The organism is Bradyrhizobium sp. UBA2491, from assembly GCF_002341725.1.
Lineage (GTDB): Bacteria > Pseudomonadota > Alphaproteobacteria > Rhizobiales > Xanthobacteraceae > Bradyrhizobium.
Map to the genome: position 1 here is coordinate 35,726 of NZ_DDOP01000045.1, position 26,347 is coordinate 62,072.

A 26,347-nucleotide genomic window follows, 5' to 3' on the forward strand; every position below is an offset into this window, starting at 1 on the left:
CTAGATGGGTGTTTCGAAGGACGTGCAGGCATCGTGGAAGGCGGCGCTGCTGCTCGGCGCTGCGGCGATGCCGGCACTGAACTGGCCGGCTCATGCTCAGAGTTCGATTCTGCCGCCGGTGAGCGTCGAGGCCTCCCAAGTGCGGCGAGCGACCCGCGCGGTGATTGCGCCGCGTCCGCACGCGGCTCCTCGTCGAACCGCGCGCCCGGTGCTGCAACAGGGACAGGTCGGAGCGGTGGCCGCGCGCGGCGTCTCGGCGACGGCAGGCCGAACCGACACGCGTGATCGGGTGTTCGCAACCAGCCAGTCGACCGCGACGAAGACGTCCACGCCTGTCCTGGAGACGCCGCAGTCGATTTCGACGGTGACCCGTCACCAGCTCGACGAGCAGAATCCGCAGACTGTCGGCAACGCGCTGCGATACACGGCCGGCGTGCTCTCCGAGGTCGACGCCACGTCGCGCTACGACAGCGTCTTCCTGCGCGGCTTCGGAGCGTTCGGCACAGCGACCAACTTCGTCAGCTTTCTCGACGGGCTGAAACTGCCGCGCGGGCAGGCATTCGCGGTGACGTCGATCGATGCGTTCCTGCTCGATCGTATCGACGTCATCAAGGGACCGTCGGCCGTATTGTACGGACAGATCAGCCCGGGCGGTCTGGTCAATCTGGTCAGCCGCCAGCCGAGCGCAGTCCCCTATAACGAGGCCCGCATCGAGGGCGGCAGCTTTGGCCGGATCCAGAGCGGCATCACCAGCCAGGGATATCTGGATGCCGCCAAGCAATGGCTTTACAGCGTCAGCGCCATCGGCCGGATGTCCGACACTAGGTATGACGGCGTCGAGGAGCAGCGCGTCGGCGTCGCGCCGGCGATCACGTGGCGCCCCGATGCCGATACCCAGCTGACGATATCGGGATTCTATCAGCGCGACCCGAAGGGCGGCTATTTCAACTCGCTCTACCCGCAATCGCTGGCGCCCGCGGCCTATCGGCCGTATCTGAATCGGAACCTCAATATCGGTGATCCCGGGTTCGAACGCTTCGAGCGCGAGCAGACTGGCGTCGGCTATGTTTTCGATCGGCGCCTGAACGATGTCGTCAGCGTCCATTCGGCCTTGCGGTATTCGCAGGTCGATACCGATCTCCGCGCCATTCAGATGGTCGGGCCGATCACGGCGGCCGGGACTATTCCGCGTGCCGCGATCGGATCGACGGAGCATGCGACGGGGCTGGCGGCGGACAACCGGTTGCGCTTCGACTTCATGACGTCGGGCATCGATCATACCGTGCTGGCAGGCGTCGATCAGCAGAATGCCAGGAGCTCGTGGCTCTATCAGTTCGGCGCCGCGAGCTCGCTCGACGTGGTCAACCCAGCCTACAACCAGCCGGTCGGAGCCTTGGCTCCATTCATCAACAACGACCAGACGCTGTCGCAGACCGGCGTCTATATTCAGGATCAGATGAAGTTCGGCGGCTTCCGCCTCACGCTGGGGACGAGGCATGACTGGACCGAGCAGAAGACCGACAATCGGCTCAACGGCACGTCACAAGGCCAGGACAGCGACAAGCAGACCTATCGGGCTGGCCTGCTCTATCTCTTCGACAATGGCCTGGCGCCCTATGCAAGCTATTCGACATCGTTCGAACCCGTGGTCGGCGTCGGCAGCAACGGCTTGCCGTTTGCGCCGACCACCGGCGAGCAATATGAGGCCGGCCTGAAATACAAGCCGACCTTCGCCGACATGCTGTTCACCGCGGCCGTGTTCGATCTGCGCCAGCGCAACATCCTGACGCCGTCGACGGTGCCCGGCTTCAGCGTGCAGCAGGGCGAGGTCCGGTCGCAGGGTGTCGAGCTCGAGGCGCGGGCCAGGGTGACCGAGACCATCGAGATCATTGCGGCATCGACCTTCCTCGACACCAGGGTAACGCAATCGACCGATCTGCTGGCGATCGGCAAACGGCCTCAGGCCGTGCCCAACCATTTTGAATCGGTCTGGGCCAACTACAGCTTCCTGAACGGGGGCTTGGCCGGCTTGACCATTGGCGGCGGCGTACGGTCGGTCGGCTCGAGCTATGGTGACGACGTCAACAGCCTCGTCTCGCCGGGATATGTCGTGTTCGACGCGGCCGTGCGCTATGACCTCGTCAATTTGGTGCGCGCCTGGAAGGGGGCCGAGGTCACCCTCAACGTCACCAACCTGTTCGACAAGAGCTACTACACGAGCTGTAGCTCGAACTTCTACTGCCAGTTCGGCAATGGCCGGCTGGTGCTCGCCGGCTTGCGTTACCGCTGGTGAGGGCTGCGCTGGCAGGCCAGTCGCCAACCTCGGTGCATCAAGCATCGCCCGCCCGTCCGCATCGTCGGCAAGCCATGGCTGTCCGTGTTCCCCACCGAAAGATCCGCCCGCCAATCTGGCGGGCGGATCGATTTGCGCTATCTGTTCACGGTGGAGGATCGCCCGATGCCCTTGTGGACCTGCGAACAATGCGGCGCGCAATTTCCTGAAGCCGCATCGCCGCCGTCGTCGTGCCCGATCTGCGAGGACGAGCGACAATATGTGAACTGGGAGGGGCAGGCGTGGCTGACGCGCGAGGAGCTCGCGCAGCGGCATCGGCTGGTCTGGCGCGACGATCTCGGTCTCGTCGGGATCGCGCTCGCGCCGTCATTCGCGATCGGGCAACGTGCGCTGCTGGTGCCCGACCGCGGCGGCTGCGTGATGTGGGACTGCGTGCCGCTGGCGACCGAGGAGGCAATCGCGCATGTCGAGTCACTCGGCGGGCTGACCGCGATCGCGATCTCGCACCCGCATTATTATGGCGCGGTCGCCGACTGGAGCGCGGCGTTCGATGACGCGCCGATCTATCTGCACGGCGACGATGCGCAGTGGGTGACGCGGCCCTACCCGTCGATCGTGCCGTGGCAGGGCGACAGCCATCGCATCTCCGACGACATCTTGTTGGTGCGCGGCGGCGGGCATTTCGCCGGCGCCACCATGCTGCATTGGCGCAAGGGGGCGGACGGGCGCGGTGCACTGCTGACTGGCGACATCGCGATGGTGGCGATGGACCGCCGCTCGGTCAGCTTCATGTACTCCTATCCGAACTACATCCCTCTCAATGCCACGCTGGTCCGCGGCGTCGCGCGGGCGGTCGCGCCGCTGGCCTTCGACCGCATCTATGGCGCGTGGTGGGGCAAGAACATTGCCGCCGACGCCAAGGCGGCATTCGACCGTTCGGTGGAGCGCTATATCGCTGCGATCTCGGGTTGACGGTTCCTTCCGCGCGTCTTGCCACAGGGCGTGGTCGCGCTATATCAGGACTTTCCCGCCACTTCAGGTTTATTCGAGTTTCCGCATGACCACCACTGCTGCCGCCGAATCCCAGCCGTTCCAGGCCGAGGTTGCCGAATTGCTGCACCTGATGGTGCATTCGGTCTATTCCGAGACCGACATCTTCCTGCGCGAATTGATCTCGAACGCGTCGGATGCCTGCGACAAGCTGCGCTATGAGGCGATCGCCAATCCCGGCCTGATCGGCGACGGTACGCCGCCGGAGATCAGGATCGTGCCCAACAAGGCGGCGAACACGCTGTCCGTGGTCGACACCGGCATTGGCATGGAGCGCCAGGAGCTGATCGACAATCTCGGCACCATCGCGCGCTCCGGCACTAAATCGTTCCTGTCGAAGCTGACTGAGGCCAAGGACGGCGCCAATCTGATCGGCCAGTTCGGCGTCGGCTTCTATGCGGCCTTCATGGTCGCCGAGAAGATCGTCGTCACCAGCCGTCGCGCCGGTTCCGACGAGGTGTGGGTGTGGACGTCGGAGGGCGGCAGCGGCTTCGAGATCGCTCCCGCCAGCGAGGCGGCCGCGCAGCGCGTCGCGCGCGGCACCGAGATCGTGCTGCATCTCAAGAAGGACGCCGCAAAATATCTCGAGGCCTACGAGATCGAGCGCATCGTCCGCGAATATTCCGACAACATCCAGTTTCCGATCCTCCTGGTGCCGGAGGAGGGCGAGCCGCGCCAGATCAACTCGGCGAGCGCGCTGTGGCAGCGCTCGAAATCCGAGCTCACGCCGGAGGATTACGCGCAGGCCTACAAGCAGATCGCGGGGGCGTTCGACGAGCCGGCGATGACGCTGCACTACCGTGCCGAGGGCCGCCAGTCCTACGCGGTGCTGCTGTTCGCGCCGTCGGAGAAGCCGTTCGACCTGTTCCAGGTCGAACGCAAGGGCAGGGTGAAGCTCTATGTCCGCCGCGTCTTCATCGCCGACGACGCCGAGCTGTTGCCGGCATATCTGCGCTTCATCCGCGGCGTGATCGACAGCGAGGACCTGCCGCTCAACATCTCGCGCGAGATGTTGCAGAACAATCCGCAGCTCGCCCAGATCCGCAGGGCGGTCACCGGTCGCGTGATCGGTGAGTTCGAGACGCTGAGCGAGAAGGAGCCGGAGACCTTCGCCAAGATCTGGGACGCGTTCGGCTCTGTGATCAAGGAAGGCATCTACGAGGATTTCGAGCGCCGCGAGAAATTGCTGGCGCTGGCACGCTTCACCACGACGGTGGGCGAGAAGCGCTCGCTGAAGCAGTATGTCGACGATTTCAAGCCGAACCAGACCGAGATCTATTACCTGGTCGGCGACAGCGTCGAGCGGCTGAAGTCGAACCCGAAGCTGGAATCGGCGCGTGCCCGCGGCATCGAGGTGCTGCTCTTGACCGATCCGGTCGATGCGTTCTGGACCTCGGCGCCGCTCGAGTTCGGCGGCAAGCCGTTGAAGTCGCTGAGCCAGGGCGATGTCGATTTCGGCCTGATCCCGCTCGTCGACGACAAGGACGACAAGAAGGACGAGCCCGCGGCCGATGCCGCGACCACGATCGCGGTGATCAAGGATGCGCTCGGTGAGCGCGTCTCCGACGTCCGCGCCTCGCAGCGGCTGACCTCGAGCGCGTCGTGCTTGGTCGCCGGCGGCGATGCGCGTGACCGCGCGCTGGAGCGGCTGCTCGCCCAGCAGAACCGGGGCGAGCTCACCAAGCCGGTGCTCGAGGTCAACCTGCACCATCCGCTGGTCGCAGCGCTCGCGACCGACACGGCGCAGGCCAAGGATCTCTCGCTTCTTCTGTTCGAGCAGGCGCAGATCCTCGACGGCGAGATGCCCGACGATCCCGCCGCCTTCGCGAGCCGCCTGAACCAGCTCGTGCTGCGCGGGCTGGGGAAGTAGGCTCACCCGTAGCTCAGATTTCGCTGCACTCCATCCGGGCTGCGCGTTTTCTTTCCGTCATCCCCGCGCAATGGCGTAGCCATTGTCGCTGGAGGTGCGAGCGGAGCGAGCCTCGAAGGATGAACGGCTGAGCTGTCAGAGCGGGGCCGTGCATGCTTCGAGACGCCGCTTCGCGGCTCCTCAGCATGACGGGACAAAGGAGCTCGCAGCAGGCGCGAACGCGCGCCCGGCGCGCTCAGCCGATCGTGGCGGCGTCCGGCTGCGGATTGCCGAGATCGTCGGTCGGCACCAGCTGCTGGGTGAAGGCCGAGACATAGGCCGCCCATTCCGGCTCGCCGAGATCGACCATGACGGCGCCGTCCTGCCAGATGTCGTTGTGGTCGTTGGAATCATCGCCCGGGCGATGGATGAAGCCCTTGGTCGAGCCCTGGTTGAGATGGACGTCGTGCAGGCCGTTGCCCTGTGCGTAGAAGCGGCCGAAGATGTAGACGTCGCGGCTTTCCTGATGCGCGCGCGACAACAGCCGCCTCAGCGTCGCCGCCGGCTCGGTGTCGTCGGAACCGTCCATCACGTCGCTGTCGCGCCATTTGCCGGTGTTGTCGAGCAGATTGCTGCGCAGGAAATCCAGCGCCGGCAATTTCTTCTGCCCGGTCAGGTCCTGCGAACCGCCGCCCGCGGCCGCAAGCGTCTGGATGATCGGATGGCGGAAGTCGAACACCAGCTTGTATTTCAATAGATCGTCCGCGTCATTGGTGCCGACATTGATCGCAACGTCCCATTGCTCGCCGTCGACATCGAGATTGCAATGCAGGTGATATTGCGTCTCGTGCCCGTGGCGCGACGGCTTCAATGAGGGCTCGGAGGTCACCTTGGTCTTGACGAATCCGTAGGCGAGGGTCACGGCGCGATCCTTTCCGGTTCAGGCGGGCATTTTTTCCAACCTACAACCTGAGATGAGACGCGCGCGTGAAGCGGCCCACATTTGGGTCGCTCCCTTTCGCGACAGTGCACATGCGGGGACCCGCAACGTCAGAAGGCAGCTTCCATCTTGACAACGCCTTCGACTATTGATGTTATGTTATAACATTACATAGAAGCGTATGCCAATGTCCCGCCGCCGTCCCTCCCTCCAGCAACTGTTTGATCTCGATGCAGAAACTCCCCGTCACCATCTTGTCCGGCTTCCTCGGGGCTGGAAAGACCACTTTGCTGAACCACGTCCTGAACAACCGCCACGGCCTGAAGGTTGCGGTGATTGTGAACGACATGAGCGAGGTGAACATCGACGCCGACCTCGTTCGCGATGGCGGTGCGAACCTGTCCCGGACTGACGAAAAGCTGGTCGAGATGAGCAACGGCTGCATCTGCTGCACGCTGCGCGACGATCTCCTGAAGGAGGTGCGCGCGCTGGCCGAGAGCCGCCGCTTCGACTATCTGCTGATCGAATCGACCGGCATCTCCGAGCCGCTGCCGGTCGCCGCGACCTTCGAGTTTCGCGACGAGCATGGCGAGAGCCTGTCCGACGTCGCGCGGCTCGACACCATGGTCACGGTGGTCGATGCCGCCAATCTGCTGAAGGACTATGCCTCGACCGACTTCCTCGCCCAGCGCGGCGAGGCGCTCGACGGCGACAAGCGCACACTGGTCGATCTCCTGGTCGAGCAGATCGAGTTCGCCGACGTCATCGTGTTGAACAAGATCGACGCGGCGACGCCGGCGCAGCGCGAGGCCGCCCGCACCATCGTGCGCGCGCTCAACCCGGATGCCGACATCGTCGAGGCGAGCTTCGCGAACATCCCGTTCGACCGCGTGCTCGACACCGGCCGCTTCGACCATGAGCGCGCGCAGCAGCATCCGCTCTGGCACAAGGAGCTCTATGGCTTCGCCGAGCATGTGCCGGAGACCGAGGAATACGGCATCACGAGCTTCGTCTATCGCGCGCGGCGTCCGTTCGATCCGGTGCGCTTCCACGCTTTCCTGCGCGAGAGCTGGCAGGGCGTGATCCGCGCCAAGGGCCATTTCTGGATCGCAACCCGACCGGATTGGTGCGGCGAGATGAGCCAGGCCGGCGCGATCGTGCGCACCGAAGGGCTCGGCTCCTGGTGGGCCGCGATCCCGCGCGAGCGCTGGCCGGATCATCCCGATTGGCACCTGATGATGCAGCGGAGCTGGAACGACCACTATGGCGATCGCCGCCAGGAGCTCGTCTTCATCGGCTCCGGGATGAACGAGGACGATATTCGCCGCCGCCTCGATGCCTGCCTCGTCACCGGCAAGCCCGGCATGGACCCGCAGGCGTGGCAACAGCTTCGCGATCCGTTTCCACCGTGGCGCAGGGCGGGCGAGGCAGCGTGAAGCAGCAGCCGTAGCGCTCCATCTCCGTCATCCTGAGGAGCGCGGAACGCGCGTCTCGAAGGATGAATCGGCCCGGCTGGTGGCCGTCGATCCTTCGAGACGCCGCTTCGCGGCTCCTCAGGATGACGGGATTCCACTCCGGGCTGCGGTTCAAAACCTGCCCCCGACCCGCGCCGTATCTGCTAGAGATTCTAGAGGTGGAAACGGTGCGGCGTTGCGATGGCTGTTGGCAGCGAGGTCTTCTACGGCGGCATTCCGGTGTTTCGCAGCTTCGCGAAGCTGATGGATCCCGCGCTGTATGCGTCGCTGCCGGGTGACTGGTCGGTCGGCGTCGCCGACATCGTCGAGTCCACCAAGGCGATCGCGGCGCAGCGCTACAAGGCGGTCAACATGGCCGGCGCCGCGGTGGTTGCCTCGGTCACCAATGCGCTGGAGGGCCGCGAATTCCCCTTCGTGTTCGGAGGCGACGGCGCCAGCTTCGCGGTCGCGCCGGCCGATCTCGCCAGCGCGCGCACGGCGCTGGCCGCCACCGCGCGCTGGGTGCGCGACGACCTCGATCTCGTGCTGCGCGTGGCGCTGGTGCCGATGTCCGCAATCCGCTCCGTGGGCGCCGACGTCCGCGTCGCGCGGTTCGGACCGTCGGCCAATCTGTCCTATGCGATGTTCTCCGGGGGCGGGCTTGCCTACGCCGACGCCGCGATGAAGCGCGGCGAGTTCGCGATCGATCCGGCGCCCGAGGGTACGCAGCCCGATCTGTCGGGCCTGTCCTGCCGCTTCGAGGTGATGCCGTCAGCGCGCGGTGTCATCCTCTCGGTGCTGGTGCTGCCGGCGCAAGCAGCCGATCCCGCCGCCTTCCGCAAGGCGATCGAGGACATCGTCGCCCGCGTCGAGAAGAGCCCCGATGCCGGACGGCCGGTGCCCGCAAGTGGCCCGCCGCTGCGCTGGCCGCCGCAGGGCATGGAGTATGAAGCGCGCGCCCGGCGCGGCGGCCCGCTGCTGCTGCGGCGCGCCGCCGTGCTCGCATTCACGCTGTGGGCCTACGCGCTGATGCGCTTCAACATTCCGGTCGGCAAGTTCGTGCCGAAGACCTATGTGCGGCAGCTGGTCGAGAACTCCGACTTCCGCAAATTCGACGACGGCCTGCGCATGATCCTGGACTGTACGCCGGAGCTCGCCGCCGAGCTCGCGCAGCGCCTCGCCGCCGCCGCGGCGCAGGGCATCGTGCGCTACGGCCTGCACGAGCAGGATGCCGCGATGATGACCTGCTTCACGCCGTCGGTGATGCGCGCCGACCACGTCCATTTCATCGATGGCGCCCGTGGCGGCTACGCCTCCGCCGCCACTGCGCTGAAGGCACGCGCGGTTACTCCCGCATAGCCAGCAGCGTCAGATGATCCCACCAGGAATTCTCGGCGATCTCCTGCGAGATGATCTGAAATCCCGCGGCCGCGATCTCGCACGCAATGTCTTCAGCCGGCAGCAGCGTTCGATAGGTGAAGCCGTCCCTGCGCAGGGTGCGGGTCGCGGCATCATATTGCGCGCGAGCATCGTCTGATTTCGGCAGGCCGCACATCGTGCTGACGAGAAGCATGCCGCGCGGTCGCAGCACCCGCTTGACCTCGGCGAGTCCGCGCCGGCGATCCGCACCGATCAGGCAATGTAGGCAATTGCCATCGATCGCAATGTCGAATCTGCCAGCGTCGAACGGCATGGCGCAGATATCGCCGTGGTGAAATGCTCCCGCGAGTGAAGCGGCGATGAACAGCTCCCGCGCCCAGCCGATGGCTTCCCGCGAGATGTCGATGCCCTCCACCGCGTAGCCGCGCTGCGCGAATAGCGAGGCGACCATGCCGTTGCCCGTGCCGAGCTCGAGCAACTGCGCCGGCGCGCACGGAAACATAGGCTCTGCGACAAGCCGCGCAACCATGCTGGCCCATCCTTCGAGGCGTCGTGAATGATGCTCACCGCCCCATCCGGGATGACCGCTCTGGCGCAGCCGTGAATAGATATGGTCGACGTCGTGCAACGGCGGCTCGCCGCCAAATCGCTATCGTCCCACCCGCGTCCAGGTCTCGCCGCCGCACAGTGCGCCGACGCAGCCTTCGACACGCAGCGTGTTCTCGCCGGTCACCGTGATGCTGCTGGCATAGGTGCCGCCATCATCGGCATTGTAGATCTGGCCCGACCATTTGCCTGCCGCGACCGGGTGCATGCCGGAGAACAGCGGCAGCCCGATGATCGGCCGGCTGGCCAGCGCCGGATTGGAATTCTTGTTGTCGACCTGCGGCTTGCCGGTCATGGGATCGATCGGATCACGCAGGCTGACCACCACGCCGCAGATCCCGCCGCCGCATTTCGTGACCTTGACGCGAGCATCGCCGGCCTGGGTCTGCCAGACGCCGACAGGCTCGGGCGCGCCCTGCGCATGCGCGGCGGGCACGGCAAGCGCCGTCGCGATGATGGCGATCACCAGTCCGAATTTGCAGGCCATGATTTGTTCCCCAAGAGGCTGGCCTGCATAGCAAGTCGAATGATTTCTGCAATGACATATTCGCGTGATCGGACGAGTGCGGTCCGAAAATTTCTTTAGGTTATTTCCGCTGCCGCAATTCTCAGGCAAGACTTAGCTGCCGCGCGGCGCTATCCCCAGCGGGTCAGCCGGATCGAGACGATCGTGGCGAGGCCGAACGCCACCATCGCGGCGCCCACCAGCGCAAACAATGTCCAGGCCGGGGCGCTCGCGGCGGCGAGCCACCAGCCGCCGATGCCGACCATGAGCAGGCGAATGGTCCCGGCCAGCACCGGGCCGCCGACCTTGGCCGCGCCTTGTGACGAGAAATAAAGGCAGACGCCGACGCCGAAGAAGCCAAAGCCCGGCCCAGCCAGAGCGAAATAGGAGGATGCGGCGGCGGTGACGCCGGGATCATTGGTGAACAGCGCGATCCACAGCGTCGGCTTGAGGGCAACTACAAGTCCGACCAGCCCGACCACGAGGCCCGCGACCGTACCGGCGGTCCACGCCACCTTGCGAGCCCGTGTAACGAGCCCCGCGCCGATCGCCATGCCGACCATCGGCACCGAGGCGACGCCGACCGCGAAGGCGATCGGGATCAGCAGGAATTCGAGCCGCGAACCCATACCGTAACCGGCCAATGTCTCGGTGCCGAAGCCGGCGAGGATCTTGGTGAAGATCAGGATGGTCAGCACGCTTTGCAGCGGCGACAGGCAGGAGATCGCACCGACCTTGAGGATGTCGAGGAACATCGCGCGCTGGAAGCTGAATGCGGCAAGATCGAGCTTCAGGCGGCTGCGGCCGCTGGCGAGATACCAGGCAAGGAAGATCGCGCCGAGCGTGAACGCCGTGAGCTGGCCGGCGGCGACGCCGCGCATGCCAAGGCCGGGCACGCCGAACAGGCCGAGACCAAGCACGCCGCCGACCGCGATCTGGACCATCGACACCGTGATCAGCGTCATCGAGGGAATCCGCATGTCGCCGGTGCCACGCACCACCGACGCCAGCGTGTTGACCAGCCAGATCGAGATCGCGCCGGAGAACAGCACCTGCGAATAATGCAGGGACTGCTCGAGCACGCCGCCATGGCCGCCGAGCAGCGCATAGAAGCTGCGGCCGAAGCCCAGCATCATCACGGTGAAGAACAGGCCGAGGCCGACCCCGATGATCGCCGCATGCAATGCTAGGTCGGCAGCGCGGTCTCGGTCGCCGGCGCCGAGCGCGCGGCTGATCGCCGAAGAGACGCCGCCGCCCATCGCGCCCGCCGACATCATCTGGTTCAGCATCGCGAACGGAAACACCAGCGCGATGCCCGCCAGCGGCTCGGTGCCGAGCCGGCCGATATAGGAGGTCTCGGCCACCGCGACCAAAGTCGAGCCGAACATCGCGATGGTGTTGGGGACAGCGAGCTTCAGCAGCGTCGGCAGGATCGGCGCGGTGAGCAACTGATTGACCGGACTGGCCGGCGTCGCCGCGGCGGAACGCGCGTCGTCGATCGAGGCGTCAATGGTCATGCTGTTGCCTTCACCTCGCCCGCAAGCAGGAGAGGGGCGTGGTGCCGGTCTGGGCGCTGTTCGACGTCAACTGATCATCCCGCAATCAATAAATGATGATCAACATTTTACGGCGTGCGTCACGCGCAAGCCACCCGCGCCTGCGCAAGGGTCACCATGGCAAGCCGCATAGGTCGATCTTGCCCTGACGCGGGGCGCGAACGATGTCGTTGACGAACGGCGCCATGGCCTCGAACCGGATCGTCCCAGACGGCTGTTCGCAAGTGACCTCGCCGGTGAAGCGATGCCAGCCGCGGGCCTCGTAGAACGCGAAATTGTGCGGCTCGCAGAATAAGATTGCAAACTTCACCGCGTCATTGGCACGAATCGTGTGCACGGCGGCGTCGAGCGCGAGTGACGCATAGCCACGCCGTCGGCAGTCCTCGCGGGTCGAGACCCCGCCGATGCCGCCGACATGTACCTTGTGGCCGTTCCAGGTGATGGTCCGGAAATAGATACCGACGTGGCAAGCCAGGCCGCCATCGTCAGGCGCGTCGAGCAACACGCGCAAATCCGCGTGAGCCCATTTGATATCGCCCCAGGATTTGTCCTTCATGACGTCAGGGCTCCAGACCGCCCGGAGCAGCGGCTCGGCGCGCTGCCATGACGCATCTCCGTTGAGAATGTCGATTTCGATGCTCATCGTCGCCGTCCTGGGCCTGCTTTCGGTTGTGTCGATCTGTCATACACGATCTGAAAATGCGGTGTTTCTCAGCCGTGGAACCTTCTATAAGGGGGACCCGTTAAGTGTAGTCTCCCACCCTCTGTTGGACATTACCCCATGACCTTCACGCTACCCGATCTGCCCTACGCCCACGACGCCCTTGCGCCTTACATGTCCAAGGAAACGCTGGAGTTTCACCACGACAAGCACCACCAGGCCTACGTCACCAACGGCAACAACGCGATCAAGGGGACCGAATACGAAGGCAAGTCCCTCGAGGAGATCGTGAAGACCTCGTTCGGCAAGAACGCTGCCGTCTTCAACAATGCCGGCCAGCACTACAACCACATTCACTTCTGGAAGTGGATGAAGCCGAATGGCGGCGGCAGCAAGCTGCCCGGCCGGCTGGAGAAGAAGATCAACGAAGACCTCGGTGGCTTCGAGAAATTCAAGACCGACTTTGCCGCCGCCGGCGTCGGCCAGTTCGGCTCCGGCTGGGCCTGGCTCCAGGTCAAGGGCGGCAAGCTCGAGATCGCCAAGACGGCGAACGGCGAGAACCCGCTGGTCCATGGCGCGGTGCCGATCCTCGGCGTCGACGTCTGGGAGCACTCGTACTACATCGACTACCGCAACCGCCGTCCGGACTATCTGAAGGCGTTCGTCGACAGCCTGGTCAACTGGGACTACGTCGACGAACTGTTCGGCAAGGCCGGTTGATCTTGTCATTCCGGGGCGATGCGAAGCATCGAACCCGGAATCCATCGGGCCGCACGCTTGATGAATGGATTCCGGGCTCGGTCCTGCGGACCGCCCCGGAATGACGACAAGGGTACTTTGGAAGAGGGCGGCAGGATCAACTGCTGCCCTTTTTGTTTTCTTGCAGCGGCCACAGCCATGCGGCACAAGGAACGGATGGGGCAGGCGACAAGCTATCTTCTGGTGTTCTTCGGCGGCGGCCTCGGCGCGACGCTGCGGCATCTGATCAACATCACCTGCGCGCGCTGCCTCGGCACCGCGTTTCCCTGGGGCACCTTCATCATCAACATCACGGGTTCGACCGTGATGGGCCTGATCGCCGGCTATCTCGCCTTCAAGGGCGATGCCTCGCAGCCCTGGCGGCTGTTCCTGATGACCGGCATTCTCGGCGGCTACACCACCTTCTCGGCGTTCTCGCTCGACACCGCATTGCTTTATGAGCGTGGCGAGGTTGGGCTGGCGGTGCTGTATGTGCTGGGCTCGGTGCTGCTCTCGATCGCGGGCCTGTTCGCAGGACTTGCGATCATCAGGCATTTGACCTGAATCACCCGCGGCCGTCATTCCGGCGCTCGCGAAGCGAGAGCCCGAAATCCATCGGGCCGCGCATCGGGGTGATGAATGGATTCCGGGCTCAGCCCTTCGGGCTGCCCCGGAATGACGAGAGATCCGTTCATCCCCGGAACCTGCCAAGGGGCTCGTCCGCCGGCATTTCCCGCCTCCAGATTTCCCTTTGGTAACCTCGCCTTAACCATGATTAGCGTTTGGTTAGGGCCGGAATGCCGCGCGAAAAGCCCTCGTTTTGACATGTTGGCAGGGGAAGCAGGGCCCGGCTTTGGACGGGCCCCCCATGCGACAGATGTAAGAGGCTCTCGCGCAGTTCTTGCCGCGCCGGGCGCGGCCGTGAGACCGGTGCCGGTGACGGCCCGCCGAATTGGGACACTTGCGTTGAGAGGATATTGCCGATGAATCCCGCCGATGTGGCCCAGTCGACTCTGCCACTGGCATCGAGCGATGTGTCGCTGATCGCATTGTTTTGGCAGGCCCATTGGGTCGTCAAATGCGTGATGTTGGGACTTCTGTCCTGCTCGGTGTGGGTCTGGGCGATCGCGATCGACAAGATCCTGCTCTACGCCCGCACCAAGCGTGCGATGGACAAGTTCGAGCAGGCATTCTGGTCCGGCCAGTCGATCGAGGAGCTCTACCGGGCCCTCTCGGCCAAGCCGACCCAGTCGATGGCCGCCTGTTTCGTGGCGGCGATGCGGGAGTGGAAACGCTCCTTCGAGAGCCAGTCGCGGTCCTTTGCCGGCCTGCAGGCCCGGATCGACAAGGTCATGAACGTCTCGATCGCCCGCGAGGTGGAGCGGCTGGAACGGCGGTTGCTGGTGCTGGCCACCGTCGGCTCGGCCGGCCCCTTCGTCGGCCTGTTCGGCACCGTCTGGGGCATCATGTCGAGCTTCCAGTCGATCGCCGCCTCGAAAAATACCTCCCTGGCGGTGGTGGCGCCGGGTATCGCGGAAGCGCTGTTTGCCACCGCGATCGGCCTGATTGCCGCAATTCCGGCGACTATTTTCTACAATAAGTTCACTTCGGAGGTGAACCGGCAGGCCGCGCGCCTGGAGGGGTTCGCCGACGAGTTCTCGGCCATCCTGTCGCGTCAGATCGACGAGCGGGGCTGAGACCGATGATGATCACGATGGTCACTCTTGTGAGCGCACGATCATGGCGATGAGCATGGCAGGGTCCGGTGGCGGCGGCAGGCGCGGCCGCGGCGGACGCAAGCCGGTGATGGCCGAGATCAACGTCACGCCGATGGTCGACGTGATGCTGGTGCTCCTGATCATCTTCATGGTGGCGGCGCCGCTGATGACCTCGAACATCGACATCGACCTGCCGGTCGCAAGCGGCGGCAAGTCGATCTCGTCGAACCAGCCGCCCTTGACGCTGTCGGTCAAGCGCACCGGCGGTGGCTGCAACTCGAATGTCGAGCTCTATCTCGGCGACGCGCCGGTCACGGCCGCCGATTTCCCGGCCAAGATCAAGGCGATCGGCGATGCGCGGTCGGACGCTGAGAAAGTCGTCTATCTGCGAGGCGACAAGGACGTCTGTTACACGGATATGATGAAATTGCTCGGCGAGGTCCGGGCCGCGGGATTCAAGGCGAACATCGTCATCATCCCGGAAGGCGGATAGGACAGGGAAGCCTGAATTGAAGGTCAAGGTCGACAAGACTCTGGCGGCATCGATTGTCCTGCACGTCCTCGTGATCGGGTGGGGCCTCGTGTCGTTTTCGACCAGGGCGTATGTGATGCCCGAAGAGGAATCTGTTGCCGTCGACGTGATCTCGTCCGACCAGCTGTCCCACGTCATGGCCGGCCAGAAGGACGGCAAGAAGGAAAATCCCAAGCCGCTGGTCGACAAGGTCGCCGAGGCCAAGCCGGTCGACGACATGGTCGGCAAGGTCGAGGAGAAGAAGCCGCCGGTGGTGACCGAAACCGCGCCGCAGCCGACGCCGAAGGTGGAGAAGCCGGAAGACAAGAAGCCGGATCCGCCGAAGAAGGTCGAGAACAAGCCGAAGGAAGAGCCAAAGCCGGTCGAGAAGAAGCCCGATCCGGTGAAGCCCGATCCGATCGCGGAAGCGATCAAGAAGGAAGAGAAGAAGCCGCCGCCTAAACCGGTGCAGCAGGCCGCCAAGCCGCCGCCGGAGCAGAAGCCGAAGGATCGCGTGTTCGACCAGAGCAAGATCGCAGCACTGCTCGACAAGCGCGACCCGACGCGGGCCGCGGCGACCGGCGATGCGCTCAATGCCAACGCTGCGCTCGGCACCGCGAGGGGCAAGGCCGCCGACAACTCCGCGACCTGGGGCGCGATGTTCAGGCAGCAGGTCGAGCGCTGCTGGAAAAACAAGCCTTATGGCAGCCTTGAAGAGCAGCGGACCCAGGTGGTGATCGACGTCGATCTGAAGCGCGACGGCACTCTCGCGCGCATGCCGGTGGCCGAAGGCACTCCGGCAACGCCGTACATGCGTGTCTATCAGGAGAGCGCCCTGCGCGCGATCATCGACTGTCAGCCCTACAATCTGCCCGCGGGTTGGTTCGAAGAATGGAAAGCATTCGCGCCCGTGTTCAAAGAGAATAATACCTGAGATCAGCCGTGACGTTTGGCCAATAGCAGACAAAGTCTACCGACAATGACCGACAACAATGATTTGCGTGCAATGACGTTTCGCCTCAACCGCCGCCAGATGATTTCCGGCATGGCCGCGATTTCCGCGTTCGCCGGCGCGCCGTTCCGTCCAGCCATCGGACAGGAAGGCGGGCGCAAGCAGATTCCGGTCCCCGGCGGCGAGTTCGCGCCGGTGCCGATTGCGATCCCGAATTTTTCGGCTGGTACGCCCGGTGACACCGAGGTCGGCGTCGGTGTCGCGCAGGTCATCACCAACAACCTGAAGCGCAGCGGCTTGTTCGCGCCGATCGATCAGGCGGCGTTTCTCGAGAAGCAGGTCAATATCGACGCGCCGCCGAACCTGAACAACTGGAAGAGCGTCAATGCGCAGGCGCTGGTCGTCGGGCGCATGACGCGCCAGGGCAACGGCCGTGTGAAGGCGGAATTCCGGCTCTGGGACGTCAGCACCGGCCAGCAGCTCGCCGGCCAGTCATACGACACGTCGGCGGACTACTGGCGCCGTATCGCGCATATCATCTCCGACCAGATCTACGAACGGATGACCGGTGAGAAGGGCTATTTCGATACCCGTGTCGTGTTCGTCGACGAGAGCGGCGCCGCGGATCGCCGCGTCAAGCGCCTCGCGCTGATGGACCAGGACGGCGCCAATGTGCGCTACCTGACCCGCGGCGCGGATCTCGTGCTGACGCCGCGCTTCTCGCCGTCGACCCAGGAGATCACCTATATGGAGTTCGGGCAGGGCGACCCGCGGGTCTATCTGCTCAACATCGAGACCGGCCAGCGCGAGATCGTCGGCAACTTCCCGGGCATGTCGTTCTCGCCGCGCTTCTCGCCCGACGGCCAGCGCGTCATCATGAGCCTGCAGCAGGGCGGCAACTCCAATCTGTTCGTGATGGATCTGCGCTCGAAGTCGATGACGCGGCTGACCGATACGCCGGCGATCGACACCTCGCCGTCCTACGCGCCGGATGGCACGCGGCTCTGCTTCGAATCCGATCGCGGCGGCAAGCCGCAGATCTATGTGATGCCGGCAACCGGCGGGCAGGCGCAGCGCATCTCGTTCGGCGACGGCACCTACTCGACGCCGGTGTGGTCGCCGCGCGGCGACTACATCGCCTTCACCAAGCAGGGCGGCGGGCAGTTCGCGATCGGGATCATGAAGCCGGACGGCTCGGGTGAGCGCATCCTGACCTCAGGCTTCCACAATGAGGGCCCGACCTTTGCGCCGAACGGCCGTGTCGTGATGTTCTTCCGCGATCCCGGTGGTAACAGCGGACCGTCGCTGTTCACCATCGACGTCTCCGGGCGCAACGAACTGCGGGTGCCGACCCCGGGCTTTGCCTCCGATCCCGCCTGGTCGCCGCTGTTGTCATGAGCTTTCGCCGATCGGTACGGGGGAACCACGGGGCTGGTCGGCACTTCTTACCTAGCGCACTGATTTTGATAGTGAATTCGGTAAGTCGAGGGGTCGCGGAAACGACTCGCTAACGATGTTCCCTCAGAAAGACTTCACCTGCGGTCAGTAAGAGTGCGAGCTGAAAAGGACGCGCGCTCTCACAATGCAGTTTGCAAGTCAGACGGGAGAACCGGACCGGTCGATGTCGCCGACGATTTCCGCGGCGCTCGTCGATTCGCTGTTCATGAACCCCGCGCCCATGATCTTCGGCGCCTTCGGCCCCGCGATTGCGGGCGCCGTGATTGCGGCTGTCACCGGCAATCTGCTGTCCTGGCTGTGCGTACCGCTGTTCATCGTGGTCGGACTGGCGCGCGCGCTCCAGATGTATCGCTATCAGCAGCGCAATTCGCGGCTCACCATCGAAGAGTCCGTGACCTGGGAGAAGCGCTACCGGCTCGGCACCATCGCCTACGGCATTTCGCTCGGCGTCTGGGGCGTCACCGTCCTGCTCACGACCAAGGACGCTGCGGCGCATATGTTGTGCGTGACCACGGTTGTCGCCTACACGTCGGCGGGGGTCGGGCGGACCTTCGGCCGGCCGCAGATCTTCCACATGCATCTGTTGATGTCGATCGGTCCCCTGATCGCGGCACTGATGTATGTCGGCGGTCCCTATCACATCGCGCTCGCGCTGCTCAGCCTGGTGTTCTTCAGCGCGATCCGTCACCTCACTTCGAGCTTGCAGCGCATCTACGTCAATGCCTGGATCGCCAAGGAGCGCGAGGCCGCGCTGGCCGGCCAGTTCGACACCGCACTGAACAACATGCCCCACGGCCTGTGCATGTTCAGCGCCGACGGCCGGCTCGCGGTGATGAACCACCGCTTCATCGAGATGATGCAGCTGTCCGACGACTTCGTGCAGCGCGGTGCCAGTGCCGCCGACATTTGCGATGCGTGCGTGCTGTCCGGCGCGATCTCGGCGGCGGCGGCGCAACAGATCCTCTACGAGATCGAGAGCTCGCAGCGCGGCGATATCATCACCAGCGATCCGGATCCGGGCAAGAACCGCTCGCTCGACTGGACGTTCCAGCCGATGGCCGGTGGCGGCACGGTCGTGCTGGTCGAGGACATCACCGAGCGCAAGGATGCCGAGGCCAGGATCAGCCATCTGGCGCGCTACGACGAACTGACCGCGCTGCCCAACCGCGTCAATTTCCGCGACGAGATCGTCCGGCTGCTCGCCATGCAGCACTGCGACCATCGTTCCGCATTGCTGTTCGTCGACCTCGACCAGTTCAAGCAGGTCAACGACACGCTCGGCCATCCCTGCGGCGACCAGCTGCTTTGCGCGGTCGCGGAGCGGCTGCGCGAGATGCTGCGTCCGGAGGATTTCGTGGCGCGGTTCGGCGGCGACGAGTTCGTGGTGTTCCAGCAGAACATCCATTCGCATGAGGACGCCGCCGCGCTGGCGCGGCGCATCGTCGACCGCCTCAGCGAGCGCTACAAGATCGACAACCACCTGGTCGAGATCGGCGCCAGCGTCGGCATCGCGATGACCGCGCCCGGGGTCAGCGCCGACACGCTGTTGAAGAACGCCGACATGGCGCTCTACCGCGCCAAGGCCGACGGCCGCGGCACCTTCTGCTTCTTCCGCGACGAGATGGCGCAAACCGTCGAAGCCCGCCGCATCCTCGAGCTCGATCTGCGCAAGGCGCTCGCCAACGAAGAGTTCGAGCTGTTCTACCAGCCGCTGATCAACCTGAAGTCCGGCAAGGTCTCGACCTGCGAGGCGCTGTTGCGCTGGAACCATCCGGCGCGCGGCACCGTCTCTCCGGTCGACATCATTCCGGTCGCCGAGGATATGGGCCTGATCGTCGATCTCGGCCGCTGGATCCTGCGCAAGGCCTGCATGGAATGCATGAAGTGGCCCGAAGCGGTCAGCGTCGCGGTCAACTTCTCGCCGCAGCAGTTCCATCAGCGCGACGTGCTGAGCGAGGTACGCTACGCACTCGAGGTTTCCGGGCTGCCGGCGCACCGGCTCGAGATCGAGATCACCGAATCCTCACTGCTGCACAACACCGAACTGACCCACGACGTGCTGTCGCAGCTGCGTTCGCTCGGCGTGCGGATCTCGCTGGACGATTTCGGCACCGGCTACTCGTCGCTCAGCTATTTGCACAATTTCCCGTTGCAGAAGGTCAAGATCGATCGCTCCTTCCTCGAAGGCATCGACAGCGACCGTCCGCTGACGCTGCTCCGCGGGGTGGCGCGGCTGTCGGCGGACCTCGGCATGTCGGTGGTGGTCGAGGGCATCGAGACCAATGAGCAGTTGGAACTGATCAGTGCCGACGGCGCGGTGACCGAAGCGCAAGGATACCTGTTCAGCCGGCCGGTTCCCGCGGTCCGCATCCGCCAACTGCTCAATGCCTCGCATGGCCGGCGGCCCGACGAGCAATTGCACGTGGTTCCGTCGCGCTCGATCGCCTGACTTAGTCGAACACCTTCAATTGGCAGTTGTGCATGCGTCCGGGTGCACTTCTCGAAATGCACTCTTGCGGTCACAAGTTAACCGTACTGGCTCGATTGCTTTGACGGAAATTAAGAAGCTGTTAATCTTTTGGCTGCGCGTTGAAGTTGTTGGGTTGTTCAGGGGAGTACCACATGAGGTCCGCGGCCGAAGCCATCAAGCCCGCGACAGGAAGGCTTGCGGACCCCCTCGATCAAGTCGACTACCGCCTCGCTCAGACACCGGAACAGAAAGACGAGATCTACCGGCTCCGCTATCGCGCCTATCTGCGCGAGGGCGCGATCCGGGCCTCGGCGGATGAGCGCGTGGTCGACCAGTTCGATGATGCGCCGAATGCCTGGGTGTTCGGGGTCTATCTGCAAGGCGAGCTCTGCAGCTCGATCCGCATCACGGTCGTGACTCCGGAATGGCGCTCCTCGCCGACGCTCGACGTGTTCGGCGACATACTGCTGCCGAAACTCGATCAGGGCATGGTCTTCATCGACTCCACGCGCTTCGTCGCGGACCCCGACAAGGCACGGAATATTCCGGAACTGCCGTATGTCACGGTGCGCCTCGGCTCGACCGCGGGCGTGCATTTCAATGCCGATTACGGCCTGGCGCCGGTGCGGCCCGAGCACATGGCGTTCTACCGGCGCGTGTTCCTGCATGAGACCTGGTCGGAGGCGCGGCTCTATCCCGGGCTGGTCAAGCCGGTCGGCTTGATGGCGTCGCATCTGCCGTCAGTGCGCGAACGCGTGCTCGCCCGGTATCCGTTCCTGCGCTCCAGCGCCTTCGAGCGGCGCATGCTGTTCGATCGGGAGGGCCAGTTACAGCCCGACGGCATCGTCCGGCCGTTCGAGCGCGCGTCGATCGTACCAAATTCCTGAGGGAAGCGGCGGACACCCGCCGATCTCGCACCTGGGATATCGACCGGCTGTTGCGCGCGGGCCAGATTGTCCTGCAAAAGCGGCCGGTTCCCGCGAAGCTTGCCTTCCCTTCACCGTCGCGCCACATTTGCCACCCATTAACCATCGGGGGCGCTTTCCGGCATTGCCTGGCATTTGATGGGGTCCAGCAAGGTCTCGTCAAGGTTGACGGAACGTTCGCTTAACCATCGCCCTGTAGATCGATTGGGTAGTACGAAGAGCGTGAGCGTGGAGGCTCCGGGAATGAATTATCTCCAGGGTATGAAGCTGGTTGCGGTTCTGGCGGTGGCGCTGTCGATGGGCGCCTGCGCCAACAAGAACCCGTTGGACGCCAATGGCGCGATTGGGGGCGCCGCGACCCCGGGTAGCCAGCAGGATTTCGTGGTCAATGTCGGCGATCGCGTGTTCTTTGAGAGCGATCAGACCGATCTGAGCCCGCAGGCGACCGCGACCCTCGACAAGCAGGCGCAGTGGCTGCAGACCTATAACCGCTATTCCTTCACCATCGAAGGACACGCCGACGAGCGCGGCACGCGCGAATACAACATCGCGCTCGGTGCCCGCCGTGCTCAGTCGGTCCGCGCCTATCTCGCCTCGCGCGGCATCGATCCGAGCCGCATGCGCACCATTTCCTACGGCAAGGAGCGCCCGGTCGCGGTCTGCAACGACATCTCCTGCTGGTCGCAGAACCGCCGCGCCGTCACCGTGCTGAACGCCAGCTCCTGACGCGACCCTGCGTGCATTTCTTTGCAAACCGGCGCCCTCGGGCGCCGGTTTTGTTTTGGCCGATACGTGCCTTCAGCTTGATGAACGAAGCTGCGCGCAATTGGCCGCTTGCTTGTTCCGGCGTCCGTACTAAACCGGTGTCAGCGACGCTGTCTTGAGACGCTGTCCTGGATTTGAACTGCCAGTCACAATTCCGGCGTACTCCGTCCCTCAATGTCGCTCGCTTTTCACGTCGATCTCGTCGTCAGGGCAAAATGTCATCCAGGCTTCATTTACTTTCCTCCGCCGCGGCGATCGCGGCGCTGCTCGCCGTTTCCGCTCCAGTGTTTGCCCAATCCGACGATTCCGATGCCGAGATGCGGATCGAGCGGCTCGAAAACCAGCTGCGGCAGCTGACCGGCCAGAACGAGGAGCTGCAATATCGCAACCGCCAGCTCGAGGAGCGGCTGCGTCAGCTTGGCGGCCAGCCACCCGGACAGGGCGGACAGCCTCCGGCGGGCCAGCCCAGTGTCGCGGCGGTGCCGCCGGCGCAGCAGCCGCAGGCTTACCCGCCAGCGCAGCCTGGGTACGGGGCGCCGCAGCAGGGATATGGCCGCCAGCCACAGGGCGGCTATGACCAGCAGCAGATCGCAGCGCCGGCGCCGATCGTGCAGGAGCCGATGGTTGCCGCGCCGCCAGGCAGCGGCCGCCGCGGACGTGGCGACGCCTTCGACCCGAACCAGAACCCGAATGCTCCAGGGGTGCCGCGCGCACTCGGTGGCGGCCAGATGCCGATGCCGAGCGACGCTCAGGTCGGTGCGCCCGGCGGTCGCGGCGCGGGGGAGCCGCTCAATCTCGGCAACACCAGCCCGCAGCCGGCCCCAGGGGCGCGCGCGGCCCTGACCACGCTGCCGCCGTCGGCGACGCCGAAGGACGAGTTCGACCTCGGCATCGGCTACATCCAGCGCAAGGACTATGCGCTCGCCGAAGAGACGATGAAGAACTTCGCCCAGAAATATCCGAGCGACCCGCTGGTGGCGGACTCGCAATACTGGCTTGGCGAAAGCTATTTCCAGCGCCAGCAATATCGCGACGCCGCGGAGACCTTCCTTGGGGTGACCACCAAGTTCGACAAGTCGGCCAAGGCGCCCGACGCCCTGCTGCGGCTCGGCCAGTCGCTGGCGGCGCTCAAGGAGAAGGAAGCCGCCTGCGCCGCATTCGGCGAGATCACGCGGAAATATCCGCGTGCCTCCGGCGGGGTCAAAGCCGCGGTTGACCGCGAGCAGAAGCGCGTGAAGTGCTAAACCGGCAAGGAGAGGCCGCCTCCGGCCTCTCCGCGATATGCTGGTTTTGCGATGCTAGAGGATCAAACGGTCATCACGGCAAGGGACGCCAAGCGCCTGTTCGCAGGGCTTGCAGCTGCGCCCACGCTCGTGCTGGCGGTGTCCGGCGGTCCTGATTCAGTCGCGCTGATGTGGCTGGCCGCGCGCTGGCGCCGTGCGCTCGCGAAAGGCCCCCGGCTGGTGGCGGTGACCGTGGATCACGGCCTGCGCCGGGAGGCGGCGCGCGAGGCGCGCGACGTCAAGCGGCTGGCGCGCAGCCTCGATTTGCCCCATCACACGTTGCGCTGGAGCGGGCCGAAGCCCGGGACCGGCGTGCCGGCGGCGGCACGCGAGGCGCGCTATCGCCTGCTCGCGCAAGCCGCGCGCAAGCACGGCGCCACGCATATCCTGACCGCCCACACCCGCGACGACCAGGCCGAGACGTTGTTGATGCGGCTGCTGCGCGGCAGCGGCGTTGCGGGACTGTCAGCGATGGCGCGCGAGACCGAGCGTGACGGGATTTTGCTGACGCGGCCTCTGCTCGATGTCGCGAAGGCGCAATTGATCGCAACGCTGAAGCGGGCGGGCGTCGGCTTTGCCGACGATCCGACCAACCGCGATCCGGCTTTCACGCGTCCGCGGCTGCGCGCGCTGATGCCGGTCCTGGCTGAGGAGGGCGGCGACGCGCGGAACCTGGCACGGCTGGCAGCGCGGATCGCGCGCGCCAACGCGGCCCTGGAAGTACAGGTCGATGACGCCGAGCGCTATCTTGCGTTGAAAGATGAGGATGGACCGCACGCCGGTTTCGATGCCGGATCATTCGCCGTGATGCCCGAGGAAATCCGGCTTCGTCTGCTCAAGCGAGCGATCGACCGGATCGGGCATGAGGGGCCGGCCGAACTCGGCAAGGTGGAAACCCTGCTCGCAGCCCTCGATGGGGCCCTGGCGAAACGCGAACCCAAGCTGAAACAGACGCTTGCCGGAGCCGTCGTCAGCCTTGCCGGCGGCCGTATCACGATCGCCCCGGCGCCCCCGCGCCGGGTGCGTTCACGCTGAGCCGGGTTCGATTGTTTCAATCGCTGTCATAATCCGGCAAGGTGGCTTAACCACCCCGAAAAAACACCGGATTTAGCGCCATTTTTTGACCGGGAATCGCGCTAGGATGCGGTAAATAGTCGTGCGTGGTTCCCTTGGCATCGACCCCAGCGGCACCTAGATTGTATGCCATCGACGGGATGGATTCCCTGGGGATTCCCACAGAGCCTGCCCAAGGATAGAGAGAGGCCGCGATCCGCGCGACCACCGAAGGAAGACCATGAACGCCAATCTGCGGAATTTCGCCCTCTGGGTCATCATTGTCCTGCTGTTGCTGGCGTTGTTCACGCTTTTCCAGAATCCTGGCCAGCGCTCGTCGTCCTCGGATGTTTCGTTCTCGCAGCTCCTCACCGAGGTCGACAAGGGCAATGTCCGCGACGTCGTGATCCAGGGGCCAGAGATCCACGGCACCTTCAACAACGGCACCAGCTTCCAGACCTATGCGCCGAGCGATCCGACGCTCGTGAAGCGTCTGTATGATGCCAAGGTACAAATCACCGCGAAGGCGCCCGGCGACAACGTGCCGTGGTTCGTTTCGCTGCTCGTCTCCTGGTTGCCGTTCATCGCACTGATCGGCGTCTGGATCTTCCTGTCGCGGCAGATGCAGGGCGGCGCCGGCAAGGCGATGGGCTTCGGCAAGTCGCGCGCCAAGATGCTGACCGAGGCGCACGGCCGCGTCACCTTTGAGGACGTCGCTGGCGTCGACGAGGCCAAGCAGGACCTTCAGGAGATCGTCGAGTTCCTCCGTGACCCCGGCAAGTTCCAGCGGCTCGGCGGACGGATTCCGCGCGGCGTGCTGCTGGTCGGCCCTCCCGGCACCGGTAAGACGCTGATCGCGCGCGCGGTGGCCGGCGAAGCCAATGTGCCGTTCTTCACCATCTCCGGTTCGGACTTCGTCGAGATGTTCGTCGGCGTCGGCGCGAGCCGTGTCCGCGATATGTTCGAGCAGGCCAAGAAGAACGCGCCCTGCATCATCTTCATCGACGAAATCGACGCGGTCGGCCGTCATCGCGGCGCCGGCCTCGGCGGCGGCAATGACGAGCGCGAGCAGACGCTGAACCAGTTGCTGGTCGAGATGGACGGCTTCGAGGCCAATGAAGGCGTGATCCTGATCGCGGCGACCAACCGTCCTGACGTGCTCGATCCCGCGCTGCTGCGTCCCGGCCGCTTCGACCGCCAGGTCGTGGTGCCGAATCCGGACGTCGTCGGTCGCGAGCAGATCCTCAAGGTCCACGTCCGCAAGGTGCCGCTGGCGCCGGATATCAACCTCAAGACCATCGCGCGCGGCACGCCGGGCTTCTCGGGTGCCGACCTGATGAACCTCGTCAACGAGGCCGCGCTGACCGCCGCCCGCCGCAACAAGCGGATGGTGACGCAGGCCGAGTTCGAAGAGGCCAAGGACAAGGTGATGATGGGCGCCGAGCGCAAGTCGCTCGTCATGACCGAGGAAGAGAAGCTGCTGACGGCCTATCACGAGGGCGGCCATGCCATCGTCGGCCTCAACGTCGTCGCCACCGACCCGATCCACAAGGCGACCATCATTCCGCGCGGCCGTGCGCTGGGCATGGTGATGCAGCTGCCGGAACGCGACAAGCTGTCGATGTCGCTGGAGCAGATGACTTCGCGCCTCGCCATCATGATGGGTGGCCGGGTCGCGGAAGAGTTGATCTTCGGTCGCGAGAAGGTGACCTCGGGCGCCGCCTCGGACATCGAGCAGGCGACGCGCCTGGCCCGCATGATGGTGACCCGCTGGGGCCTCTCGGAAGAACTCGGCACGGTCTCCTACGGCGAGAACCAGGACGAGGTGTTCCTCGGCATGTCGGTCTCGCGCACCCAGAACGCGTCCGAGGCGACCGTGCAGAAGATCGATTCCGAGATCAAGCGTCTGGTCGAGGAAGGCTACAAGGAAGCGACCCGTATCCTGACCGAGAAGCACGGCGACCTCGAAGCCCTGGCCAAGGGCCTGCTCGAGTTCGAGACGCTGACCGGCGACGAGATCATCGACCTGCTGAAGGGCAAGAAGCCCAACCGGGAGTCGGTGCTGGAGCCGTCGACGCCGCGCGCCTCGGCGGTGCCGCCGGCCGGCAAGTCTCGTCCGCGTCCCGATCCGGACACCGGCATGGAGCCGCAGCCGCAGGCGTAAGACGCGCCTGCCATG

Annotated in this window: 22 protein-coding genes; 17 read left to right on the forward strand and 5 right to left on the reverse strand. The window is 64.8% G+C overall.

Annotated elements, in window-relative coordinates; translation table 11 throughout:
* Positions 1 to 4 precede the first annotated feature (4 nt).
* From B2W55_RS15235 to htpG, 3 genes are all read left to right on the forward strand, one after another.
* Positions 5 to 2,293 carry a TonB-dependent siderophore receptor gene (locus tag B2W55_RS15235; RefSeq protein WP_024584908.1) on the forward strand — a complete coding sequence of 763 codons (2,289 nt, stop codon included), beginning with the start codon at positions 5 to 7 and terminating at the stop codon, positions 2,291 to 2,293.
* A 165-nt stretch (positions 2,294 to 2,458) separates the two neighbouring features.
* On the forward strand, positions 2,459 to 3,265 hold the full coding sequence (locus tag B2W55_RS15240) for an MBL fold metallo-hydrolase (RefSeq protein WP_024584909.1): 807 nt from the start codon (positions 2,459 to 2,461) through the stop codon (positions 3,263 to 3,265).
* Between the two features lie 85 nt (positions 3,266 to 3,350).
* Positions 3,351 to 5,213: a molecular chaperone HtpG gene (gene htpG, locus B2W55_RS15245; protein WP_024584910.1), complete on the forward strand. Its 1,863-nt coding sequence runs from the start codon at positions 3,351 to 3,353 to the stop codon at positions 5,211 to 5,213.
* A gap of 235 nt (positions 5,214 to 5,448) precedes the next feature.
* Here htpG and B2W55_RS15250 read toward each other — a convergent pair whose 3' ends face one another.
* Positions 5,449 to 6,114: a DUF2278 family protein gene (locus tag B2W55_RS15250; protein WP_024584911.1), complete on the reverse strand. Its 666-nt coding sequence runs from the start codon at positions 6,112 to 6,114 to the stop codon at positions 5,449 to 5,451.
* Between the two features lie 248 nt (positions 6,115 to 6,362).
* Here B2W55_RS15250 and zigA point away from each other — a divergent pair, with 248 nt between their 5' ends.
* Together zigA and B2W55_RS15260 are read left to right on the forward strand one after the other, a co-directional pair.
* A complete protein-coding gene (zigA, locus tag B2W55_RS15255; protein WP_024584912.1) occupies positions 6,363 to 7,568 on the forward strand; it encodes a zinc metallochaperone GTPase ZigA in 1,206 nt (401 codons plus the stop codon).
* A 219-nt stretch (positions 7,569 to 7,787) separates the two neighbouring features.
* Positions 7,788 to 8,945: a DUF3095 domain-containing protein gene (locus B2W55_RS15260; RefSeq protein ID WP_024584913.1), complete on the forward strand. Its 1,158-nt coding sequence runs from the start codon at positions 7,788 to 7,790 to the stop codon at positions 8,943 to 8,945.
* Here the strand turns inward: B2W55_RS15260 and B2W55_RS15265 are convergent.
* The 4 genes from B2W55_RS15265 to B2W55_RS15280 form a co-directional block, all read right to left on the reverse strand.
* On the reverse strand, positions 8,932 to 9,594 hold the full coding sequence (locus B2W55_RS15265; protein WP_029880234.1) for a class I SAM-dependent methyltransferase: 663 nt from the start codon (positions 9,592 to 9,594) through the stop codon (positions 8,932 to 8,934). The genes B2W55_RS15260 and B2W55_RS15265 overlap by 14 nt on opposite strands.
* A 21-nt stretch (positions 9,595 to 9,615) precedes the next feature.
* Entirely contained in the window at positions 9,616 to 10,059 is a 444-nt protein-coding gene (locus tag B2W55_RS15270; RefSeq protein ID WP_024584915.1) for a DUF2147 domain-containing protein, read from the reverse strand.
* Between the two features lie 149 nt (positions 10,060 to 10,208).
* Positions 10,209 to 11,594, reverse strand: coding sequence for an MATE family efflux transporter (locus B2W55_RS15275; RefSeq protein WP_024584916.1), 1,386 nt, complete (start codon positions 11,592 to 11,594; stop codon positions 10,209 to 10,211).
* 151 nt (positions 11,595 to 11,745) lie between these two features.
* Positions 11,746 to 12,276 carry a GNAT family N-acetyltransferase gene (locus B2W55_RS15280; RefSeq protein ID WP_024584917.1) on the reverse strand — a complete coding sequence of 177 codons (531 nt, stop codon included), beginning with the start codon at positions 12,274 to 12,276 and terminating at the stop codon, positions 11,746 to 11,748.
* 138 nt (positions 12,277 to 12,414) lie between these two features.
* Between B2W55_RS15280 and B2W55_RS15285 the strand changes: the two genes are divergently transcribed.
* From B2W55_RS15285 to ftsH, 12 genes are all read left to right on the forward strand, one after another.
* On the forward strand, positions 12,415 to 13,014 hold the full coding sequence (locus B2W55_RS15285; RefSeq protein WP_024584918.1) for a superoxide dismutase: 600 nt from the start codon (positions 12,415 to 12,417) through the stop codon (positions 13,012 to 13,014).
* Positions 13,015 to 13,209: 195 nt separating this feature from the next.
* Positions 13,210 to 13,596: a fluoride efflux transporter CrcB gene (gene crcB / locus B2W55_RS15290; protein ID WP_024584919.1), complete on the forward strand. Its 387-nt coding sequence runs from the start codon at positions 13,210 to 13,212 to the stop codon at positions 13,594 to 13,596.
* 419 nt (positions 13,597 to 14,015) lie between these two features.
* Positions 14,016 to 14,729, forward strand: a complete 714-nt coding sequence (gene tolQ, locus B2W55_RS15295) for a protein TolQ (RefSeq protein ID WP_024584920.1) — start codon at positions 14,016 to 14,018, stop codon at positions 14,727 to 14,729.
* Between the two features lie 43 nt (positions 14,730 to 14,772).
* Positions 14,773 to 15,243, forward strand: a complete 471-nt coding sequence (locus tag B2W55_RS15300) for a biopolymer transporter ExbD (RefSeq protein WP_024584921.1) — start codon at positions 14,773 to 14,775, stop codon at positions 15,241 to 15,243.
* 16 nt (positions 15,244 to 15,259) lie between these two features.
* The gene (locus B2W55_RS15305) at positions 15,260 to 16,195 is read left to right on the forward strand and encodes a cell envelope integrity protein TolA (protein WP_024584922.1); all 936 of its coding nucleotides are present in this window, start codon (positions 15,260 to 15,262) and stop codon (positions 16,193 to 16,195) included.
* A gap of 72 nt (positions 16,196 to 16,267) precedes the next feature.
* The gene (tolB, locus tag B2W55_RS15310) at positions 16,268 to 17,611 is read left to right on the forward strand and encodes a Tol-Pal system beta propeller repeat protein TolB (RefSeq protein WP_029880235.1); all 1,344 of its coding nucleotides are present in this window, start codon (positions 16,268 to 16,270) and stop codon (positions 17,609 to 17,611) included.
* Between the two features lie 184 nt (positions 17,612 to 17,795).
* Positions 17,796 to 20,120: a putative bifunctional diguanylate cyclase/phosphodiesterase gene (locus tag B2W55_RS15315; protein WP_024584924.1), complete on the forward strand. Its 2,325-nt coding sequence runs from the start codon at positions 17,796 to 17,798 to the stop codon at positions 20,118 to 20,120.
* Positions 20,121 to 20,293: 173 nt separating this feature from the next.
* The gene (locus B2W55_RS15320; RefSeq protein ID WP_024584925.1) at positions 20,294 to 21,028 is read left to right on the forward strand and encodes an N-acyl amino acid synthase FeeM domain-containing protein; all 735 of its coding nucleotides are present in this window, start codon (positions 20,294 to 20,296) and stop codon (positions 21,026 to 21,028) included.
* A gap of 282 nt (positions 21,029 to 21,310) precedes the next feature.
* Entirely contained in the window at positions 21,311 to 21,793 is a 483-nt protein-coding gene (pal, locus tag B2W55_RS15325) for a peptidoglycan-associated lipoprotein Pal (protein ID WP_016846948.1), read from the forward strand.
* Positions 21,794 to 22,047: 254 nt separating this feature from the next.
* Positions 22,048 to 23,076 (forward strand): tol-pal system protein YbgF, encoded by a 1,029-nt coding sequence (ybgF, locus tag B2W55_RS15330; RefSeq protein ID WP_024584927.1) that lies wholly within the window; start codon positions 22,048 to 22,050, stop codon positions 23,074 to 23,076.
* A 51-nt stretch (positions 23,077 to 23,127) separates the two neighbouring features.
* On the forward strand, positions 23,128 to 24,150 hold the full coding sequence (tilS, locus tag B2W55_RS15335) for a tRNA lysidine(34) synthetase TilS (protein WP_024584928.1): 1,023 nt from the start codon (positions 23,128 to 23,130) through the stop codon (positions 24,148 to 24,150).
* 259 nt (positions 24,151 to 24,409) lie between these two features.
* A complete protein-coding gene (gene ftsH / locus B2W55_RS15340) occupies positions 24,410 to 26,332 on the forward strand; it encodes an ATP-dependent zinc metalloprotease FtsH (protein WP_024584929.1) in 1,923 nt (640 codons plus the stop codon).
* Positions 26,333 to 26,347: the final 15 nt, after the last annotated feature.